Genomic DNA, 16,660 nt, shown 5'->3' on the forward strand with positions numbered 1-16,660 from the left:
GGCCCAGTGTCAAAGGTCAGGGGCGGGGGACGGCGGCGGGTTGCGTTGGGCCGTCCCGGTGGCCTGGCGCGGCGCTTACGGCGCCAGGCCCTGCAGGGTGGCGGCGTCGATCCGGTAGACCGGGTAGGCCCCCACGTCCTGGGCCGTGTACCAGGGTGAGCGCTCGAAGAAGAAAAACAGCCGCTGCGAGGGGCTGGCGGCAAAGGCCGCATCGGCGTGCAGCTTCTGCTCGAAGGCGGCCTTCAGCGCCGGGTCCTTGGCCAGCATGTCGCGCGCCAGCTTTTCCAGCACGCGCGGCTCGCCGTACTCCTTCGGCTCGAACACCGCATCGAGCAGGCCCCAGTGCAGCAGCGAATCCGGCGCCTGCGGCTCCAGCAGCTCGATCGCCACGTTGGCCGTGCGCTGGTCCATCGGCACGAGCACCGAACCGGCCGGCAATTCCACTTCGCGCACGCTGCTGGACTGCGCGAAGTCGCGCAGCATCAGATGCCCTTCGAACGGCTTCGCTGCCCACTGCGGCTTATCGAGCTGGTAGGCCTGCACCTTGAGTTTCGTCGGCCGGCTCAGGCGGCGGTAGCTGATGCCGTGCGCGTCGAGCTTGTCGATCACCTGCGTCCACTGCGCGGGAATCACATATGCGGCCGGCGCTGCGATCGCGCCATCCGGCAGCAGGCCGTTCCAGTTCTGGATGTCGTAGGTGCGCGGCTTCGACGGGTCGTACTGGATCCACTCGCTGTTCGACACATCGCTATGGCTAAGGCTGAACTCGTAGCCCTTGAACTTGAACGGCGTCGACGCCGGATCGTCCTTGAACGTCAGCGCCACCTGCGCTTGCGCGTCGTGCGCCCGCGCCACCACCGCCGCATCCGCCTTGCGATTGAGCGCGATCAGCTTCGCTGCATCCGCGCCGGTCTGCTCCAGCATCAGCGCGACCAGGTCGTAAGTGCCGCGCACGCGCACCTCGTAGCTTTTCAGCATATGCGTCTCCACCAGCAGCGCCGGGCGGTTCTGCAAGGCTGCGTAGCCGGTGGAGAAGCGCGGGCCGGAACCGAAGTTGACGATGCCCTTGCGCGGATCGCGGCCGTCCTTGAATTCCAGGTAGATCGAAGCGAGGTGGCCGCGCTTTTCGTAGGCGGGCATCACCTTGTCGTTGAGCAACTGCTGCTGCCACGCGCTCACGCCGGCATCGAGCTTGTGCGGGTCTTCCAGATACCAGGTCAGGTCGTACTGGTAATCCGCACCGTCGGTGGTGTGGATATCCATCAGCAGATCCGGCTGCCAGCGCTGCCACAGCTTCAGCCAGTCGCGCATCTCCGGCGCATCGGCCTTGACGTAGTCGCGGTTGAGGTTGAGGTATTGCGACTGGCCGCGGAAACCCATGCTGTCCGGACCGTTCTGGTTGATGCGGTGATAGGGGCTGGAATTCTCGTGCCCGTCCACGCTGAACACCGGGATGAACACCAGCACCGCGTGATCCAGCAGATGCGGCAGCTTGCCGCTCACCGCGAAGTCGCGCAGCAGCATCAGGCCGGCGTCCTTGCCTTCGATCTCGCCGGGATGGATGCCGGCCTGCACCAGTACGACGGGTTTTCCGGAGCGGTGCGCGGCTTCCGGCGTAAAGCTGCCATCGCCGCTGGCGATCACCACCGTCATCGGGCGGCCTTGCGGCGAAGTGCCGAAGCTTTCGACTTTCAGCTTGCCCGGCGCCGCATCGGCGAGCTTGTGCAGATAAGCCACGGTGTCCGCATAGCTGGGCGTGGTGCGGAAGTGCGCGGCCTCGGCGGGCGTGGTCCAGTCGGTGGCGTGGGCGAGGCTGGTGGAGGTGGCGAGCAGGGCGGCGAGCAGCAGTCGGTTCATGCGTGGTCCTGGTGTTGCGCCAGCGAGGCGGGCGACGCGGGCAGCGTGTCGGGCGCCACGGCACCGCCGGAAATGATGAAGGCCATGGCCTGGTCCATGGTCCAGTCGGTGGGCGTCAGTTCGTCCACGGCCACCACTTCCAGATAACCGCCGGTAGGGTTGGGCGTGGTGGGGATGTACACCGCGGCCATCTCGCGGCCGGTGCCTTCCTCGATCATCACGCGGGTGACGAAGCCGACCACCTTCATGCCCCGGCGTGGGAAATCGATCAGCACCACGCGCTGCACGCCGGACGGCTTCTGCTGCAGCACCGCCATCAGTTTCTTGGTGCCGCCATAGATGGTCTGCACCAGCGGGATGCGCGCCAGCAGGCCGTCGAACGCCTCCAGCAGGCGCTGGCCGATCACCCGGTTGGCCAGCCAGCCGAGCAGGTACAGCGCCAGCACGGTCAGCACCAGGGCCAGCACGAACAGCAGCCAGCCGCGGTTGAGCGAGCTGCCCAGCGCGGGGGAAGCCTGCCCCACCGCGCCGACCAGGGCGCCCACCAGCGGCGTGCCGATCCCGGCGAGCAGGCCGAGCACGAACTTGAACACCAGCCAGGTAACCCACAACGGGATAAAGGTGAGCAGGCCGGTAAGCAGATAGCGTTTGACGCGCAGTCGCCGCATGGGGCGGGCCCTCGGAAGGCGGGGAAGCGGGCATTGTAGGGGGCAGGCCGGCCGGGCGTGACGTTCGGCCCTTTCGCCGGCGCGGTGATTTTCCCGCTGTGATTTTTTGCGCGGCGCTGCGAATCATGGAAGGAGATCCAGGGGAGCGCAGATGGGCAACCGGCCGGACCAACGGGCATTCGAACAGCGATTACAGGAACACCGCCGGCTGATCGCCAAGGTGGCGAGCGTCTACGCCGCCGGCGCGGAAGACCGGCGCGACCTGGAACAGGAAATCTGCGTGCAGCTATGGCGCGCCTGGCCCGGCTACGACGAAGCCCGCGCGCGTTTCTCCACCTGGCTGTACCGCATCGCGCTCAACGTGGCGATCTCGCAGCTGCGCAGCAGCACCGCGGGCGCCGGGCGATTGGAGCCATTGCAGCCGCATCACCTGGACACCATCGGCGCGGAGCAAGCGCCGGAGCGCGACGAGCGCCTGGTTGCGCTGTACGCCTTTATCGGCCAGCTCGAACCGCTGAATCGCGCGCTGATCCTGCTCTACCTGGAAGACCGCAGCTACGCCGAGATCGCCGAGGTGCTCGGCATCAGCGAGACCAACGTCGCGACCAAGCTCGGTCGCATCAAACAGACATTGCGCGGCCGCATGGTCGCCGCGGAGGCATGACGATGGAACTGGATGAACTCAAGCAGAGCTGGCAGGCGCTGGATGGTCGCCTCGCGCAGCAGCATGCATGGAACCTGCAACTGCATCGCGAAAGCCGGCTGCAGAAAATGAAACACGGCCTGCGTCCGCTGTGGGTGGGGCAGATCGTGCAGATCGTCGCGGGCGCCTTGCTCAGCCTGGTCGCCGGCAATTTCTGGTTCGAGTACCGGCAGTATCCGCATCTGCTGTTCTGCGGTGTGCTGGTGCATCTGTACGGCGTGCTGATGATCGTGTTCGCAGCGCGCAATCTGCACTTGATCAAGCAGCTGGATTACGCGGCGCCCGTGCTGGACATCCAGCGGCGCCTGGCCGAATTGCGCGCGTGGAAAACCAGGGTGGAAGCACCGGTCTTCCTGGTCACCGGTTGCTTCGTATGGATTCCCGCGCTGCTGATGCTGTTCGCCGGCCTGGGCGCGGATGTGTGGCGGTTGCATCCGGATGTGGTGCTGTGGCTGTGCGCCAGCGGGGTAGCGAGTCTGGCGCTGGTGTGGCTGGGTGTTTATGCGATCAGGCGGGTATGGGGTGCGCGGGTGCTGGAACGCGAAGCGGCCGGCTACAGCGTGCGCCGCGCGCAAGCGGTGCTGGATGAAGTGCGCCGCTTCGAAACCGACTGAAACAGCCGGTGTAGGTTGGGGTGAGCCGCCGGCGAACCCCAACATCGGCACATCCATGCGCACCGCATTGTTGGGGTTCGCCTGTGGCTCACCCCAACCTACGCCGTAGCCTTATGCGGCTTCGCGGGCGCGCGGTTTCAGGCGTACGTACAGCTGCTTGCGTACCTTCGCTACGACCTCGCCGTCCGCGGTCGTCACATCCGTCTCGAACCAGCGCAGCACCTTCTCGCCATTCGCCGCGGCGGCGCGCAACTCGTCGAGCACCGCCGGTTCCAGCTTGAACTGAGCAAAGACATCGGCCCGCCCCGGCGCCACGAAATCGATGGCGCCGGCCTTGTCCCACACGAAGTACTCGCCGCCCAGCTGATGCATCACCAGCAGCATCCAGAACGGATCGGTCATGGAAAACAGATTGCCGCCGAACTGGGTGCGCACGTAGTTGCGGTTCCACGGCCGCAGGCGCAGCACCACCCGCGCTTCCGAGTAGTCCTCCGCCACGTGCTGCACGCGGATGCTGTTGAACAGGAACGGCGGCCAGAGGTTGAGCAGGCGGCGGAAGGTGGAGGCGCGCATGGGGGTCGTGGATGGCGAAAGGCAGGCCAGTCTACGACATGCATACGGTGGCGTATGGATTGCAGCCGTTTAGAACAGCAGCGAAGCCATGCGCCGGCGGTACTTACCCACCAGCTCGGCATCGTCGAGCGTGGCGAAGGCGGCGAGCAGGCGCTTCTTGGCCTGGCCCTCGTTCCAGTCGCGGGCCTTTTCCAGGATCGCCAGGAACTGCTCCAGTCCGGCCGCGGCGTCGCCGTCCAGCAGCAGGCGCACGCCGAGCAGGTCGCGCGCCTGCCAGTCGGCGGCATCGGCCTGCACGCGCTGCTGCAGCTCGGCCTGTGCCGGTGCGCCCTGCAGGGCGCGGGCCAGGTCGAGCTGGCTGCGCAGGCGCACGGCGCGGGCATCGGTGGCGAGATTGGCGGGGAGCGCGGTCAGTTCGGCTTCGGCGGCATCGGCCTGGCCGGCCTTCATCAGGGCCAGGGCGAGGTCGAGCTTGAGTTCTGACTGGTCGGATTCGGCGATTTCGGCGCGCAGGCGCTCGATCGCCTGTTCGGGCGTTTCCACCGGAGCCAGCTCGGCCTCTTCGGCCACGCCGTTGTGCGGCTGCACGTGGCGCTCCAGGAATTCGCGCAACTGGCCTTCGGGCAGGGCGCCGGCGAAGCCGTCGACGATCTGGCCGTCCTTCACCAGGATTACCGTGGGGATGCTGCGCACGCCGAACATGCCGGCCAGCTGCTGGTTCTTGTCGACGTCGACCTTGGCCAGGCGGAACGCGCCGTTGAAGGCGGTGGCCAGCTTTTCCAGCAGCGGGCCCAGGGTCTTGCAGGGGCCGCACCAGGTCGCCCAGAAGTCGATCAGGATCGGCGTCGTCAGCGAAGCCTGCAGCACCTCGGCTTCGAAATTCTCCTGGTCGACGTCGAACACATGGGTGGGGGCGTCGCTGGTCACGGCTGAAGCTCCAGGGGGGATCGAGGGAATCGGAATCAGATCAGGGCGGCGCGGAGCATATCAAGAGGCGCTGCCAGCCCATCCTGGCCCGCGCTGAATGGCCGATTTGGCAGGTGGTCGCCCGCCATGCGGATTTGAGAGAATCCGCGGGATGACGAGCCGGACCTGACCCAAGGACCTCCATGGCCGAAAGCGCGCCGCTGCTGATCTGCGAACACTGCGACACCGTGTATCGGCGGCGCGAGCTGTGCTGTGGCGAGGTCGCGCGCTGCCAGCGCTGCGACGCCATCCTGGAGCGCCACCACCGGCTGGGCGTGCCCGGCATGTTCGCGCTGGTGGTCACCGCGATGCTGATCTTCGTGCAGGCCAACGTGTGGCCGATCGTCACCCTCGGCCTCGGCGGGCAGCTGATCAGCACCACCTTGTGGGGCGCCATCCTGATGATGTGGCGCGAGCATTCGCAGGTGGTCTCGGTGTTGGCCGCCGCCACGCTGTTCTTCTTTCCGCTGTGCAAGATGCTGCTGCTGGGCTGGGTGCTGTTCTTCGCCCGCCAGGGCCGCCGCGCGCCGGGATTTCGGCTGGCCATGGTGACGCTGTACCGGCTGGGGCCGTGGACCATGAGCGAGGTGTTCGTGCTCGGCGCGCTGGTGGCGATCGTCAAGGCGCGCCTGTATTTCGATGTGATCCTCAACCCGGGCATTTTCGCCTACGCCGCGCTCACCTTGCTGATCACCGTGTTCTCCAGCATCGACCTGCGCCGCCTGTGGGAACTGGTGCCGGAGACGCGCACATGAGCGCCGAGCTGCCGCGCGCCGGCGAACTGGGCCTGATCGGCTGCCATGTCTGCGGCCTGGTCTGCCGCGATACCGGCGCGGAAGGCGCGCATTGCCCGCGCTGCCATTCGGCGTTGCACCGGCGCAAGCAGGCCAGCTACAGCCGCACGCTGGCGCTGCTGCTGGCCGCCTTCATGCTGTACATCCCGGCCAACGTGCTGCCGATCATGCGCACCGCCAGCGTGGGCGATATCGACGACAACACCATCCTCAGCGGCGTGATCGAGCTGTGGGTGAAGGGTTCGCCGGATCTGGCGGTGATCGTGTTCACCGCCAGCATCGTGGTGCCGATGCTGAAGTTCCTGGCGCTGGGGCTGCTGCTGTGGAGTTCGCGCCGCGCCACGCCGTGGGCGCGCCGGCAGCGCGCCAAGCTGTATCGGCTGGTCGAGCTGATCGGCTACTGGTCGATGCTGGACGTGTTCGTGGTGGCGCTGCTGACCGCGCTGGTGCAGTTCGGCGTGCTGAGCCTGGTGGAACCGTTGCCGGGCGTGGTGTTCTTCGGCCTCACGGTGATCCTCACCATGTTCGCCTCGATGAGTTTCGATCCCAGGCTGATCTGGGATGGCAGGGAATCCGATGACTGAGCAACAAACGCCTTCCGACCTGCCCGAGCCGGTCATCCACAAGCCGCGCATCAACGCCTCCTTCGTATGGCTGATCCCCGTGCTGGCCGCGCTGGTCGGCCTGTCGCTGGTGATCAACGCGTGGCTGGAGGCCGGCCCGAAGATCACCATCAGCTTCCAGAGCGCGGAAGGCCTGGATCCGGGCAAGACGCCGGTGAAGTACAAGAACGTGGTGATCGGCCGCGTCACCTCGGTGACCCTGGCCAAGGACCGCAGCCACGTCACCGCCAAGGTGTCGCTGGAAAAAAGCGCCGAGGGCTTCGCCACCGCCGACACGCGCTTCTGGGTGGTGCGCCCGCGCATCGGACTGGGCGGCGTGTCCGGTATCGACACCTTGCTGTCCGGCGCGTTTATCGGCGCGGACGTGGGCGAGTCGAAGGAATCGCGCGACGAATTCACCGGCCTGGAGGAACCGCCGGCGGTGACCCACGGCGCGCCGGGCAAGACCTTCAAGCTGCACACCGACGATCTCGGTTCGCTGGATATCGGCTCGCCGGTCTACTACCGCCGCATCCAGGTCGGCCGCGTGGTGACCTACCAGCTGGACAAGGACGGAAAGGGCGTGAGCCTGCAGATCTTCGTCGACGGGCCGAACGATGAGTTCGTCAGCAAGTCCTCGCGCTTCTGGAACGCCAGCGGCGTGGACGTGTCGGTCGGCGCCGACGGCATCAAGCTCAATACGCAATCGCTGGCCACGGTGCTGGCCGGCGGCGTCGCGTTTGGCGCGCCGCTGGGCCCGCACGACGAAACGCCGGCCGACCAGGGCGCGGAATTCCGTCTGTTCGGCGACCAGACCACGGCGATGGCGCCGCCGGACGGCGAGCCGCGCTATATCCGCATGCGCTTCGACCAGTCGCTGCGCGGGCTGAAAGTGGACGCGCCGGTGGAATTCCTCGGCGTGCCGTTCGGCCGCGTGGTGTCGATCAACCTGGACTTCGACGAGAAGACGCAGACCTTCCCGGTGGTGGTCGGCGCGGTGGTTTATCCGCAGCGCCTGGGCCGCGCGCACGACAAGCTGGCGGCGCTGGCCAAGGCGCGCGGCGACGACGCGCAGCTGTCGCAGATGATGGGCCGGCTGATCGAGCACGGCCTGCGCGCTCAGGCACGCAGCGGCAACCTGCTCACCGGCCAGCTGTATATCGCGCTGGACTTCGTGCCGAAGGCGCCGAAGGTGCCGTACGACCCGGCCGGGAAGCCGCTGGAGATTCCGACCGTGCCGGGCAGCTTCGACAAGCTGCAGGAGCAGATGGCGGAGATCGTCGACAAGATCCAGAAGATCCCGTTCGACAGCATCGGCGAGAACGTCAACTCGACCCTGGCCGAGCTCAATCGCACGCTCAAGCAGGTCAACAACGACGTGCTGCCGGAGTTCAAGGCCACCCTGCAGGGCGCGCAGCAGACCATGGGCAACGCCAACAATGCGCTGTCGGCGGACTCCCCGCTGCAGCAGAACCTGGGCGGCACCATGCAGGAGATGCAGCGCACCGTGCGCTCGCTGCGCGTGCTGACCGATTACCTGGGCGCCCATCCGGACGCGCTGCTGCGCGGCCGCCGGGCGGACGCCCCGCCGGAACGCAACGCGCCGCCGGCCGCCACGCAACCATCCCGGATAGAAGAAGGGAACAAGCCATGATCCGCACGGGACACCTGCTCATCACCCTGGGCGGCGCGCTCGCGCTGGCCGCCTGCGGCAGCACGGCGCCGGTGCGCTACTACACCCTGATACCGGCGGCGGATGCCTACGTGGCCACCGCCACGCAATCAGCCATCACGCCGCCCGCCGCCGCATTCCAGTTCGAACTGCTGCCGGTCGGCGTGCCGGCCCAGGTCGACCAGCCGCAGCTGGTGGTGCGCCAGGGCGGGCAGGGCGTGGCCGTGCTGAACGGCGAGCGCTGGATCGCGCCGCTGGGCGACGAGGTGCGCGGTGCGCTGTCGGCCGATCTCGCGCGCCAGCTGCATACCCAGGACATCAGCGGCCTGCCGGCCGGGTCCAGGCCGGTGCTGCGGATCAAGGTGGACCTGCGCCGCTTCGATTCGGTGCCGGGTTCGTATGCGCTGCTCGATGCGGCGTGGAGCGTGCGTCCGCTCAAGGGCGGCACGCCGCTGTCCTGCACCAGCCGCGTGCAGGAGAGCGTGGGCCAGGGCTACGAGGCCCTGGTGCAAGGCCACCAGCGGGCGCTGGACGGGCTGGCCGCGCAGATTGCCGGCGCCGCGCAGGCGCTCGCCGCCGGCCAGGCCGGCGCCTGCCCCGCGGGCTGAGCGCGGCATGGCCGGGACGCGGCCTGGCGCCGCTGGCCCGGTGCCCGGCCACCCTCGCATCTGCTAGTCTGCCGCGTTCACCCGCAGCCGCCGGCGGACTCCGGCTCAAGCTGCCGCAAACGAGTTCAGGCGCCGGACACATGCAGGACAACCAAGCACAGGGCAGCACCGACCAGGCCAGCGAGCAGGCCTACCAAGCGCAGGCGGTGGAAGCCGCCGCGCAGCAGTACTGGCGCGAGCAGCGCGCCTACGAGGTGAAGGAAGATCCTTCGCGGCCGAAGTTCTACTGCCTTTCGATGCTGCCGTACCCGTCGGGCGCCCTGCACATGGGCCACGTGCGCAACTACACCATCGGCGACGTGATCAGCCGCTTCCAGCGCATGAACGGCAAGAACGTGCTGCAGCCGATGGGCTGGGACGCGTTCGGCCTGCCGGCCGAGAACGCCGCGATCAAGAACAAGACCGCGCCGGCCAAGTGGACCTACCAGAACATCGAGCACATGCGCGTGCAGCTGCAGCGCATGGGCTTCGCCTACGACTGGACGCGCGAGTTCGCCACCTGCCGCCCGGAGTACTACCGCTGGGAACAGCTGATGTTCACCCGGCTGATGAAGAAGGGCCTGGCCTACCGCAAGAACGCGGTGGTGAACTGGGACCCGGTCGACCAGACCGTGCTGGCCAACGAGCAGGTGGTCGACGGCCGCGGCTGGCGCTCCGGCGCCCTGGTCGAGAAGCGCGAGATCCCGCAGTGGTTCCTGAAGATCACCGACTACGCGCAGGAACTGCTCGACGGCCTGGACACCCTGCCGGGCTGGCCCGACGCGGTGAAGACCATGCAGCGCAACTGGATCGGCCGCTCCGAGGGCCTGGAGATCCACTTCGCCGTCGACGGCGAGGCCGAGCCGCTGACCGTGTTCACCACGCGCCCCGACACGCTGATGGGCGTGACCTTCGTGTCCATCGCCGGCGAACATCCGCTGGCGCTGAAGGCTGCGCAGCACAGCTCGGAGCTGGCCTCGTTCCTGGACGAGCTGCGCCATGGCGGCGTGTCCGAAGCGGAACTGGAGACCCAGGAAAAGCGCGGCATGGCCACCGGCCTGTTCGCCATCCATCCGGTCACCGGCGCCAGGCTGCCGGTGTGGGTCGCCAACTTCGTGCTGATGAGCTACGGCACCGGTGCGGTGATGGCGGTGCCGGGGCATGACGAGCGCGACTTCGAGTTCGCGCACAAGTACGACCTGCCGATCAAGCAGGTGATCGCCGCCGGCGACGAAAGCTACGACCCGTCCACGTGGCAGGAGTGGTATTCGGACAAGACCCGCGCCGACATGCGCGTGGTCCACTCCGGTGCGCTGGACGGCAAGAACTACCGCGAAGCGTTCGACTACCTCGCCGCCACGCTGGAAGGCGACGGCAAGGGCCACCGCCGCGTCAACTGGCGCCTGCGCGACTGGGGCGTCAGCCGCCAGCGCTACTGGGGCTGCCCGATCCCGGTGATCTATTGCCCGAAGTGCGACGCCGTGCCGGTGCCGGAAGACCAGCTGCCGGTGGTGTTGCCCGAAGATGTGGCTTTCTCTGGCGTGCAGTCGCCGATCAAGGCCAACCCCGAGTGGCGCAAGACCACCTGCCCGCAGTGCGGCGGCCCGGCCGAGCGCGAGACCGACACCTTCGACACCTTCATGGAGTCGAGCTGGTACTACGCGCGCTACACCAGCCCGGGTGCCAGCGAGCAGGTGGACGAGCGCGCCAACTATTGGCTGCCGGTCGACCAGTACATCGGCGGCATCGAGCACGCCATCCTGCATCTGCTGTACTTCCGCTTCTATCACAAGCTGATGCGCGACGCGGGGCTGGTGAAAGCCGACGAACCGGCCACCAACCTGCTGTGCCAGGGCATGGTGATCGCCGAGACTTTCTACCGCGACAACGCCGACGGCTCCAAGGACTGGATCAATCCCGCCGACGTGGAAATCCAGCGCGACGAAAAAGCGCGCGTGGTCGGCGCGGTGCTGAAAAGCGACGGGCAGCCGGTAAGCATCGGCGGCACCGAGAAGATGTCCAAGTCCAAGAACAACGGCATCGACCCGCAGGCGATGGTGGAGAAGTTCGGCGCCGATACGGTGCGCCTGTTCTCCATGTTCGCCGCGCCGCCGGAGCAGTCGCTGGAATGGAGCGAGGCCGGCGTGGAAGGCATGGCGCGCTTCCTGCGCCGCTTCTGGCGCGAGGTGACCACGCACGCCGCCGGCCCGGACCACCCGGTGGTCGATCCGGCCGCGCTGGACGCCGGCCAGAAGGCGCTGCGCCGCCAGCTGCACGAGACCATCCAGAAGGTCGGCGACGATGTCGGCCGCCGCCACGCGTTCAACACCGCCATTGCCGCGCTGATGGAACTGCTGAACGCCCTGGGCAAGTTCGACGACCCGAGCGAGCAGGGCCGCGCCGTGCGCCACGAGGCGCTGGAAGCGATGGTGCTGCTGCTCAATCCGGTGGTGCCGCACGTCAGCCACGTGCTGTGGCAGGTGCTGGGCCACCCGGCCGAGGTACTGGAAGACCAGGCCTGGCCGCGGGCGGACGAAGCCGCGCTGGTGCGCGATTCGCTGACCCTGGCGGTGCAGGTCAACGGCAAGTTGCGCGGTACCATCGAGGTCGCCGCCGGCGCCGCGAAGGAAGACGCCGAAAAGCTGGCCCTTGCGCACCCGAACGTGATCGCGTTCATGGAGGGCCAGAGCGTGCGCAAGGTGATCGTGGTCCCGGGCAAGATCGTCAACATCGTCGCAGGATGAAATCCATGAGCCGCATGTTCAAAACTACGCTGATGCTGGTGTCCGCCCTCGCGCTGACGGCGTGCGGTTTTCATCTTCGCCAGAGCGCCGCGCTGCCGGCCGCGATGCAGCGCGTGCACCTGACGGTGAACGGCGGCCTCGATCTGCAGCGCGACCTCGCGCGCGCACTGGAAAGCTCCGGCGTGACGGTGGAGGAAAAGCCCGGCCCCGGCATCGCCGAGCTGCACGTGCCGCTGGCCAGCTTCAGCACAGAGACGCTCACCGTGAGCGGCTACGCGCGCGTCACCGAATACGCCGTGCGCTACCAGGTGCAGGTGCAGTTGAACGACGGCGCCGGCCAGATCCTGCTGCCGGCGCAGAGCATCAACATGTCGCGCGAATTCAGCTACGACGCCACCAACACCATCGGCACCACGGCGCAGGTGGAAGAGATCCAGCGCAGCCTCAACGACGACATGGTGCAGGCCATCCTGTTCCGCCTGCAGGCGCTGCAGAAGCACGGCGGCGGCACGGTGGCGCCGGCCGCGGCCTCGTCTTCCGCGCGCTGATCCGATGCCGTTGAATCCGGCCCAGTGGCAGAAGGCGCTGGCGGGCGATAGCCTGCGGCCGGTGTACCTGCTGGCGGGCGAGGAACTGCTGGTGCTGGAAGCCGCCGACGCGCTGCGCGCGCAGGCGCGCCGCCTCGGCTATGCCGAGCGCGAAGTGCTCGACGTCGGCAACCATTTCGACTGGGACGACCTGGCGCGTGCCGCCGCTGGCATGTCGCTGTTCGCCACCCGCCGCCTGCTCGACCTGCGCCTGCCCAGCGGCCGCCCCGGCACCGAGGGCGCCAAGGCGTTCAACGAGTTCTGCGCCAAGCCGCCGCCGGACGTGACCCTGCTGATCACCGCCACCGAGTGGAGCAGCAAGCACGAAGGCGCGTGGACCAAGAACCTGGATGCCGCCGGTGCGCTGGTGGTGTTCAACGCGCCCAAGCCGCACGAATGGGCGGCCTGGGTCGGCGCGCGGCTCGCTTCACGCGGCCTCAGTGCGACGCCGGATGCCGCGGCGCTGCTGGCCGAGCGCGTGGAAGGCAACCTGCTTGCCGCCGCGCAGGAGATCGACAAGCTGGCCTTGCTGCGCGGCGAGGGTGGCGGTGGACGCATCGATGCGACCGAGATGGAGCATCTGGTCGCCGACAGCGCCCGCTACGACGCGTTCAAGCTGACCGATGCGGCGTTCGCCGGCGACGGCGGACGTGCGTTGCATATCCTGGCCGGCCTGCGTGCCGAAGGCGACGAGCTGATCGCGCTGATGGGCTGGCTGGTCAATCAATTGCAGCTGGCCTTGCGTCTGGCCAATGCACACGACTTTGCCGCGCAGGCCCGCACCGAGCGCTTGTGGCCCGCGCGCGAACAGTTGTTCCGCAAGGCGCTGCGCCGCGCGCCGCGCGAGCACTGGCTGCAGTGCCTGGCGCGGGCCGCGCGCATCGACCGCATCGCCAAGGGCCGCGAGACCGGCGACGCCTGGCTGGAGGCCGAGCGGCTGATCGCCGCCATCGCCGAACCGCGGGCTGCCAGCGCACTCGCATGAAGCCCCTGGCGTTGTTCGGCGGCACCTTCGATCCGGTGCATCTGGGCCACCTCAGCGTGGCGTGGGAAGCGGCCGAACTGCTCGACGCCGAGGTGCGCCTGCTGCCGGCCCACGTGCCGCCGCACAAGCCGCCGCCGCTGGCCGATGCGGAGCAGCGTGTGGCGATGCTGCATGCCGCGTTGCAGAAGCAGGACCGCCTGGCGGTGGATACGCGGGAGTTGCGGCGCAGCGGGCCTTCCTACACTTACGACACCTTGTGCGAGTTGCGCGCGGAGTTGGGAGCGCGGCCGCTGGTGTTGTTGCTTGGAGTGGATGCGTTTGCCGGCTTGCCGAGTTGGCATCGGTGGCGTGAGTTGTTCGAGGTGGCGCACTTGGGTGTGTTGAGCCGGCCCGGGGTCGAGCCGGAGTTGCCGCATACGCTGTGGGCGGAAATCGAGGCGCGCCGCACGGGCGATGTTGCCGAGTTGCATGCGCGCCCTGCGGGGCGGGTGATTGAACTGGCGGTGACGCCGCTGGAGATTTCCGCTACGCGCATTCGCGAGTTGCTGGCGGCGGGGCGGGATCCGCGCTATCTGCTGCCGTGCGGCCTGTTCGAAGATCCTGCGCTGCTGGCGCCGTATCGCAAGGCGTAGGTTGGGGTGAGCCGCAGGCGAACCCCAACATCCACGCGCAGAACAATGTCGGGGTTCGCCTGCGGCTCACCCCAACCTGCGCCTTACGTGGTTGAGCGGGCGACGAAGCGCAACGCCACCGAATTCATGCAATAGCGCAAGCCGGTCGGCCGCGGCCCATCGGTAAACACGTGCCCCAGATGGCTATCGCAGCCGGCGCAGTTCACCTTGGTGCGCACCATGCCCAGGCTGTAGTCGTTGCTTTCCACGATGTTCGCCTTGGCGATCGGCTGCCAGAAACTCGGCCAGCCGGTGCCGGAGTCGAACTTGGTCGACGCATCGAACAGCGCGGTGTCGCATCCGGGGCAGCGGAACAAACCTTTTGCGTGCAGGTTCCAGTACTGCCCGCTGAAAGGACGCTCGGTCGACTCGCGGCGCATCACGTCGAACGCCTCGGCGGAAAGACGCTGGCGCCATTGCGTGTCGGTCAGCACCAGTTTCTGCACGTGGCAGGGGCCGAGGTGGCGGCCGTCGGCGTCGGCGAAACATTCGAGGAGGAGGTCCTTGCCGGTGGCGGGCGTGGCAGCGGAAGCCGTGGCTATCGGCGAGGGGCCGCGTGGCCACAGCAGGGTGCCGATGGCGGCGGCACCGCCGCCCAGCGCGAGTAGGCGCAGGAAGGAGCGGCGCTGTTCGTTTTGGAGTTGGCGGATCGTGCGGGTGTTCATGGGAACCTCTGCGTTACGGACCTTGGGGCTTCCATGCATTCCTCAGTTTTCGCATCGAACCCTTCTCCCTCCGGGAGAAGGTGGCGGCAGCCGGATGAGGGTTCGGCCGGAGCGGTGTACATCACTCTCGCGCTCCGCCTGCACCCTCACCCCAACCCCTCTCCCGGATGGAGAGGGGCTCAAGCATCAACCGAAAGTGAAGGCATAGGCGCGTACGTTCGGATCGAGGAATTCGATCTCGAACTGCCGCTCGCCGGTGCCCTGCGCCTGCCGTACCAGTTGGTAGAGGCGCTGCGTGGTCACGGTGCCGTTGCCGCCGGCGTCGGTGTCCATGCCGTGGTCGTCGCCCGGCGACTTGCCGTCGATGCGTACGCGGAAGCGCACCGGCTTGCCGTCGGCGCCGGGGCCGAGCACCAGGTGCAGGTCGCGGCCGCGGAAGCGGTAGACGATGCGGCCACCGGGGGCGGCGAGTTGCGCGTCTTCGGAGGCGACAGTCCAGTCGCCGTCGAACGACCACTGGTTGGCGCGCAGCGTGGCGGGCAGGTGGTAGGTCTCGCGGTCGTTGCGGATCAGCGGGCCGCCGACGAAGTTCTGCGCGCGCGCATAGCCGACATAGGTTTCCGGCGAGCGGTCGGCGGCCAGCGAATCGGCGGCTTCGGCGCCCTTGGCATCCGGTTGCACGTAGCCGCCGGGCAGGTTTTTCTGGCCGGCTTCGGTGAGCAGCTGGCGAATCACATCTTCGCTTTGCGTGTAGCCGCCTTCGCCGAAGTGGTGGTGGCGGACGCGGCCTTGCGTGTCGATGAAGTAATGCGCGGGCCAGTAGCGATTGCTGAAGCCTTGCCAGATCGCGTAGTCGTTATCGAGCGCGACCGGATAATCCACGTCCAGGTCCTTCACCGCCCGCTGCACATTGCCCAGGTCCTTCTCGAAGGCGAACTCCGGCGCGTGCACGCCGAGTATCACCAGCCCGTGGTCCTTGTACTTGTCGGCCCAGGCGCGCACGTAGGGCAGGGCGCGGATGCAGTTGATGCAGGAGTAGGTCCAGAAATCGACCAGCACCACCTTGCCCTGCAGCGAGGCGGCGGTCAGCGGCGTGGTGTTGATCCAGGCGGTGGCGCCGGCCAGCGACGGCAGCTGGCCTTCGACGGGCAGCGCTTCGCCGGCCTTGCGCTCGGGCTGCGGTGCCGGCGGCGGGGTCACCGCGTCGACCAGGCGCTGTTCGATGCCGCCGGTGCTGGCCAGCGAGACGCGGGTCAGCACGCCGGTATCCAGCCCCAGCGCGATCGCCGCCACGCCGACCAGCACCAGCACGCCGAGCACGCGCCGCACCCATTCGCCGGCGCCGAGCGAGCGCTTCATCAGCGCGAACACCTTGCCGCCCACCAGCAGCGCCAGGGCCAGCGACGTGGCTGCGCCGGCGGAATAGGTGAGCAGCAGCAGGGTGGTCTGCACGCTGGCGCCGTTGAGCGCGGCGCCGGTCAGCAGCAGGCCCAGGATCGGGCCGGCGCAGGGCGCCCACAGCAGGCCGGTGGCGACGCCCAGGCCCGCGGCGGACAGTGCCGAGCCGTCGTCGTGTTCCGCGCGCCGGGTGAGTCGATTGCCCAGCGCCACGAACGGGCGGGCGATCCATTCGGCCACGCGCGGCGACAGCAGGGTGAGGCCGAGCACGGCCAGCACGATCAGCGCCACCCAGCGCCCGTACTGGTTGGCGCGTACCGCCCAACCGCCGCCCACCGCGGCCAGCGTGGCGACCAGGGCGAAGGTCAGCGCCATGCCCAGCAGCATCGGCAGGCCGTTGCGCAGGAACGGCCGGTCGGCGCGGGCGAACACGAAGGGCAGCACCGGCAGGATGCAGGGGCTGAGGATGGTCAGCACGCCGCCGAGGTAGGCAAGGATCAGCACGAGCATGGAA

General features: G+C 68.1%; 16 protein-coding genes. 10 read left to right on the forward strand and 6 right to left on the reverse strand.

The features are described 5' to 3' along the window. Positions 1-75: 75 nt before the first annotated feature. Positions 76-1,857, reverse strand: a complete 1,782-nt coding sequence (locus AB4083_RS00075) for a M14 family metallopeptidase (protein WP_441605711.1) — start codon at positions 1,855-1,857, stop codon at positions 76-78. After that, complete coding sequence (locus tag AB4083_RS00080; protein WP_441605712.1) at positions 1,854-2,525, reverse strand: DUF502 domain-containing protein; 672 nt, start codon at positions 2,523-2,525, stop codon at positions 1,854-1,856. The genes AB4083_RS00075 and AB4083_RS00080 overlap by 4 nt, the downstream gene beginning before the upstream one ends. A gap of 151 nt (positions 2,526-2,676) precedes the next feature. On the opposite strand from AB4083_RS00080, the gene AB4083_RS00085 reads away from it, so the two are divergent. Continuing rightward, positions 2,677-3,189, forward strand: a complete 513-nt coding sequence (locus tag AB4083_RS00085) for an RNA polymerase sigma factor (RefSeq protein WP_441605713.1) — start codon at positions 2,677-2,679, stop codon at positions 3,187-3,189. Between the two features lie 2 nt (positions 3,190-3,191). Beyond that, positions 3,192-3,842, forward strand: a complete 651-nt coding sequence (locus AB4083_RS00090) for a hypothetical protein (protein WP_441605714.1) — start codon at positions 3,192-3,194, stop codon at positions 3,840-3,842. Positions 3,843-3,953: 111 nt separating this feature from the next. On the opposite strand, the gene AB4083_RS00095 is transcribed toward AB4083_RS00090, so the two are convergent. Beyond that, positions 3,954-4,415 carry a DUF4442 domain-containing protein gene (locus AB4083_RS00095; protein WP_441605715.1) on the reverse strand — a complete coding sequence of 154 codons (462 nt, stop codon included), beginning with the start codon at positions 4,413-4,415 and terminating at the stop codon, positions 3,954-3,956. A 69-nt stretch (positions 4,416-4,484) separates the two neighbouring features. Then, complete coding sequence (gene trxA / locus AB4083_RS00100; RefSeq protein WP_441605716.1) at positions 4,485-5,342, reverse strand: thioredoxin; 858 nt, start codon at positions 5,340-5,342, stop codon at positions 4,485-4,487. 182 nt (positions 5,343-5,524) lie between these two features. Here trxA and AB4083_RS00105 point away from each other — a divergent pair, with 182 nt between their 5' ends. The 8 genes from AB4083_RS00105 (at position 5,525) to nadD (ending at position 14,044) form a co-directional block, all read left to right on the forward strand. Then, on the forward strand, positions 5,525-6,136 hold the full coding sequence (locus AB4083_RS00105) for a paraquat-inducible protein A (RefSeq protein WP_441605717.1): 612 nt from the start codon (positions 5,525-5,527) through the stop codon (positions 6,134-6,136). After that, positions 6,133-6,759, forward strand: a complete 627-nt coding sequence (locus AB4083_RS00110; RefSeq protein ID WP_441605718.1) for a paraquat-inducible protein A — start codon at positions 6,133-6,135, stop codon at positions 6,757-6,759. The genes AB4083_RS00105 and AB4083_RS00110 overlap by 4 nt, the downstream gene beginning before the upstream one ends. Further along, positions 6,752-8,431 (forward strand): PqiB family protein, encoded by a 1,680-nt coding sequence (locus AB4083_RS00115; RefSeq protein WP_441605719.1) that lies wholly within the window; start codon positions 6,752-6,754, stop codon positions 8,429-8,431. Before AB4083_RS00110 ends, AB4083_RS00115 begins: the two co-directional genes overlap by 8 nt. After that, complete coding sequence (locus AB4083_RS00120) at positions 8,428-9,057, forward strand: PqiC family protein (protein WP_441605720.1); 630 nt, start codon at positions 8,428-8,430, stop codon at positions 9,055-9,057. The genes AB4083_RS00115 and AB4083_RS00120 overlap by 4 nt, the downstream gene beginning before the upstream one ends. 140 nt (positions 9,058-9,197) lie before the next feature. After that, positions 9,198-11,840 carry a leucine--tRNA ligase gene (gene leuS, locus AB4083_RS00125; protein ID WP_441605721.1) on the forward strand — a complete coding sequence of 881 codons (2,643 nt, stop codon included), beginning with the start codon at positions 9,198-9,200 and terminating at the stop codon, positions 11,838-11,840. Between the two features lie 5 nt (positions 11,841-11,845). After that, positions 11,846-12,388, forward strand: a complete 543-nt coding sequence (locus tag AB4083_RS00130; protein ID WP_441605722.1) for an LPS-assembly lipoprotein LptE — start codon at positions 11,846-11,848, stop codon at positions 12,386-12,388. A gap of 4 nt (positions 12,389-12,392) precedes the next feature. Further along, on the forward strand, positions 12,393-13,412 hold the full coding sequence (gene holA, locus AB4083_RS00135) for a DNA polymerase III subunit delta (RefSeq protein WP_441605723.1): 1,020 nt from the start codon (positions 12,393-12,395) through the stop codon (positions 13,410-13,412). Beyond that, entirely contained in the window at positions 13,409-14,044 is a 636-nt protein-coding gene (nadD, locus tag AB4083_RS00140) for a nicotinate-nucleotide adenylyltransferase (RefSeq protein ID WP_441605724.1), read from the forward strand. The genes holA and nadD overlap by 4 nt, the downstream gene beginning before the upstream one ends. An 83-nt stretch (positions 14,045-14,127) precedes the next feature. Here nadD and msrB read toward each other — a convergent pair whose 3' ends face one another. Continuing rightward, on the reverse strand, positions 14,128-14,748 hold the full coding sequence (gene msrB / locus AB4083_RS00145) for a peptide-methionine (R)-S-oxide reductase MsrB (protein WP_441605725.1): 621 nt from the start codon (positions 14,746-14,748) through the stop codon (positions 14,128-14,130). A 186-nt stretch (positions 14,749-14,934) separates the two neighbouring features. Continuing rightward, entirely contained in the window at positions 14,935-16,656 is a 1,722-nt protein-coding gene (locus AB4083_RS00150; protein ID WP_441605726.1) for a cytochrome c biogenesis protein DipZ, read from the reverse strand. Between the last annotated feature and the right edge of the window lie 4 nt (positions 16,657-16,660).

It is taken from the genome of Dyella sp. 2RAB6, from assembly GCF_052115385.1.
Lineage (GTDB): Bacteria > Pseudomonadota > Gammaproteobacteria > Xanthomonadales > Rhodanobacteraceae > Dyella_D.

What these genes read in the sequence shown, in the direction of transcription:
- AB4083_RS00075 (WP_441605711.1), bottom strand. Translation starts at nt 1,857, where the DNA reads ATGAACCGACTGCTGCTCGCCGCCCTGCTCGCCACCTCCACCAGCCTC.
- AB4083_RS00080 (WP_441605712.1), bottom strand. Translation starts at nt 2,525, where the DNA reads ATGCGGCGACTGCGCGTCAAACGCTATCTGCTTACCGGCCTGCTCACC.
- AB4083_RS00085 (WP_441605713.1), top strand. Translation starts at nt 2,677, where the DNA reads ATGGGCAACCGGCCGGACCAACGGGCATTCGAACAGCGATTACAGGAA.
- AB4083_RS00090 (WP_441605714.1), top strand. Translation starts at nt 3,192, where the DNA reads ATGGAACTGGATGAACTCAAGCAGAGCTGGCAGGCGCTGGATGGTCGC.
- AB4083_RS00095 (WP_441605715.1), bottom strand. Translation starts at nt 4,415, where the DNA reads ATGCGCGCCTCCACCTTCCGCCGCCTGCTCAACCTCTGGCCGCCGTTC.
- AB4083_RS00105 (WP_441605717.1), top strand. Translation starts at nt 5,525, where the DNA reads ATGGCCGAAAGCGCGCCGCTGCTGATCTGCGAACACTGCGACACCGTG.
- AB4083_RS00110 (WP_441605718.1), top strand. Translation starts at nt 6,133, where the DNA reads ATGAGCGCCGAGCTGCCGCGCGCCGGCGAACTGGGCCTGATCGGCTGC.
- AB4083_RS00115 (WP_441605719.1), top strand. Translation starts at nt 6,752, where the DNA reads ATGACTGAGCAACAAACGCCTTCCGACCTGCCCGAGCCGGTCATCCAC.
- AB4083_RS00120 (WP_441605720.1), top strand. Translation starts at nt 8,428, where the DNA reads ATGATCCGCACGGGACACCTGCTCATCACCCTGGGCGGCGCGCTCGCG.
- leuS (WP_441605721.1), top strand. Translation starts at nt 9,198, where the DNA reads ATGCAGGACAACCAAGCACAGGGCAGCACCGACCAGGCCAGCGAGCAG.
- AB4083_RS00130 (WP_441605722.1), top strand. Translation starts at nt 11,846, where the DNA reads ATGAGCCGCATGTTCAAAACTACGCTGATGCTGGTGTCCGCCCTCGCG.
- holA (WP_441605723.1), top strand. Translation starts at nt 12,393, where the DNA reads ATGCCGTTGAATCCGGCCCAGTGGCAGAAGGCGCTGGCGGGCGATAGC.
- nadD (WP_441605724.1), top strand. Translation starts at nt 13,409, where the DNA reads ATGAAGCCCCTGGCGTTGTTCGGCGGCACCTTCGATCCGGTGCATCTG.
- msrB (WP_441605725.1), bottom strand. Translation starts at nt 14,748, where the DNA reads ATGAACACCCGCACGATCCGCCAACTCCAAAACGAACAGCGCCGCTCC.
- AB4083_RS00150 (WP_441605726.1), bottom strand. Translation starts at nt 16,656, where the DNA reads ATGCTCGTGCTGATCCTTGCCTACCTCGGCGGCGTGCTGACCATCCTC.